3 protein-coding genes are annotated in these 2,686 nt (G+C 62.4%); all 3 read right to left on the minus strand.

What is annotated here, in order from left to right:
• A partial coding sequence (locus VF497_RS00065) for a GTP-binding protein (protein WP_137835413.1) occupies positions 1-113 on the minus strand: 113 nt, incomplete at its 3' end.
• A gap of 49 nt (positions 114-162) precedes the next feature.
• On the minus strand, positions 163-2,253 hold the full coding sequence (gene fusA, locus VF497_RS00070) for an elongation factor G (RefSeq protein WP_330884994.1): 2,091 nt from the start codon (positions 2,251-2,253) through the stop codon (positions 163-165).
• A gap of 130 nt (positions 2,254-2,383) precedes the next feature.
• A partial coding sequence (gene rpsG / locus VF497_RS00075; protein ID WP_330884996.1) for a 30S ribosomal protein S7 occupies positions 2,384-2,686 on the minus strand: 303 nt, incomplete at its 5' end.

Here is a 2,686-nt window from a genome sequence, read left to right on the forward strand (position 1 = left end):
TCGGCTCCGACCTTCGTCAGCGCCGCCGTCAGCGTCGTCTTGCCGTGGTCCACGTGACCGATCGTGCCGACGTTCACGTGCGGCTTGGTCCGCTCGAATTTGCCTTTTGCCATGACTCTCTACCTCAATGTATAAAATTTAGCGAAATGAACTTGTGGAAAATCAACCTTTCTTGATCACCGCTTCGGCGATGTTGGTCGGCGCCTCGGCGTAGTGATCGAATTCCATCGTGAACGTGGCGCGGCCCTGGCTCATCGAGCGCAGGCTCGTCGCGTAGCCGAACATCTCGCCGAGCGGCACGAGCGCCTCGATCAGCTTGCCCGACGGGCTTTCGTCCTGGCCCTGGAGCACGCCGCGCCGGCGCGACAGATCGCCCATGACGTCGCCCATGTAGTCTTCCGGCGTCACCACCTCGACCTTCATGATCGGCTCGAGCAGGACCGGATTCGCCTTGGCGAAACCATCCTTGAACGCCATCGAGCCGGCGATCTTGAACGCCATTTCGTTCGAGTCGACCTCGTGGTACGAACCGTCGATCAGGCGCACTCTCACGTCCACCACCGGGAAGCCGGCGAGCACGCCGTTGCCGAGCTGCTCGCGGATGCCCTTTTCGACCGCCGGGATGTATTCCTTCGGAATCACGCCGCCGACGACCGCATTTTCAAACTCGAACCCCTTGCCGCGTTCGAGAGGTTCCATCTCGATGACGACGTGGCCGTACTGGCCGCGACCGCCCGACTGGCGCACGAACTTGCCTTCCTGCTTGACCGCCTTGCGAATCGTTTCGCGATAGGCGACCTGCGGCTTGCCGACGTTTGCCTCGACGCTGAACTCGCGCTTCATGCGGTCGACGATGATGTCAAGATGCAGCTCGCCCATGCCGGCGATGATGGTCTGGCCCGATTCCTCGTCGGTGCGCACGCGGAACGACGGATCTTCCTGGGCGAGGCGCGACAGCGCGAGACCCATCTTTTCTTGATCGGCCTTCGTTCGCGGCTCAATCGCCATCGCGATCACCGGCTCGGGGAAACTCATCTTCTCGAGCGTGATCACGTGATCGGTCGCGCACAGCGTTTCGCCCGTGGTCACATCTTTCAAACCGACCGCAGCGGCGATGTCGCCCGCGCGCACTTCCTTGATTTCGTCGCGGTTGTTCGCATGCATCTGCAGCAGACGGCCGATGCGCTCCTTCCTGCCCTTGATCGGGTTGAACACGGTATCGCCCGAGTTCAGCACGCCCGAATAGACGCGGAAGAAGGTCAGCGCACCGACGTACGGGTCGGTGGCAATCTTGAATGCAAGCGCCGCGAACGGTTCATTGTCGCCGGCGTGACGCTCATCGACCTTGTCGTCCTCGTCGTGGCCAGTGACCGGCGGACGATCCGACGGTGCGGGCAGATAGCGGATCACGCCATCGAGCATCGCTTGCACGCCCTTGTTCTTGAACGCCGAGCCGCAGAACACCGGAATCATCTTGTTCGCGAGCGTGCCCGCGCGGATGCCCGAAATGATTTCCTCTTCGCTGAGCTCACCGCCTTCCAGGTACTTGTTCATCAAGTCTTCGGAGGTCTCCGCCGCCGACTCGATCATGTGCTCGCGCGCCGCCTTGGCCTTGTCGACCAGGTTCGCGGGTATGTCGCCGAACTCGAACTGCATGCCCTGGGATTCCATGTCCCAGTGGATGGCCTTCATCTTGAGCAGGTCGACCACGCCTTCGAAACCGTCTTCCGCGCCGATCGGCAACTGCATCGGCACCGGATTCGCACCGAGGCGCGCCTTGAGCTGGCCGACGACCTTGTCGAAATCCGCGCCCTGCCGGTCCATCTTGTTGACGAAGGCGACGCGCGGCACGCCGTACTTGTTCGCTTGCCGCCACACCGTCTCCGACTGCGGCTGCACACCGCCGACCGCGCAGAGCACGAACACCGCGCCGTCGAGCACACGCAGCGAACGCTCGACTTCGATCGTGAAGTCGACGTGTCCCGGCGTATCGATGATGTTGAAGCGATGCTGCGGGAACGAACGATCCATGCCGGTCCAGAAGCAGGTCGTCGCAGCCGACGTGATCGTGATGCCGCGCTCCTGCTCCTGCTCCATCCAGTCCATCGTCGCCGCACCCTCGTGCACCTCGCCAATCTTGTGATTGACGCCGGTGTAGAAAAGGATGCGCTCCGTGGTCGTGGTCTTTCCGGCATCGATGTGGGCCATGATGCCGAAATTACGGTAGCGTTCGATTGGCGTGTTGCGTGCCATGATTGCGGGATGAGAGTGCGGTTCGGTCGTGCCGGAGAGGGAAAGAATTTCGTGACTTCAAAACGGGAGAAGGCGGCCATCATGGCCGCCGTTCTCGCGCAGCCCCAACAAATGGGGGCAGACTTCGAAATTACCAGCGATAGTGCGAGAAGGCCTTGTTCGCGTCCGCCATGCGGTGCGTTTCTTCGCGCTTCTTCACGGCGCCGCCGCGATTTTCCGACGCTTCGAGCAGCTCGGCCGCGAGCTTGCGCGGCATCGAATTCTCGCTGCGCTTGCGCGCCGCTTCGATGACCCAACGCATCGCCAGGGCGACGCGGCGCGAGGCGCGCACTTCGACCGGAACCTGATAGGTGGCGCCACCGACGCGGCGCGACTTCACTTCCACCGCCGGCGCAACATTCTGCAGCGCCTTTTCAACGAGTTCGAGCGGCGT

Source organism: Rudaea sp. (assembly GCF_036383415.1).
In the GTDB taxonomy this organism is placed as follows: domain Bacteria; phylum Pseudomonadota; class Gammaproteobacteria; order Xanthomonadales; family Rhodanobacteraceae; genus Rudaea.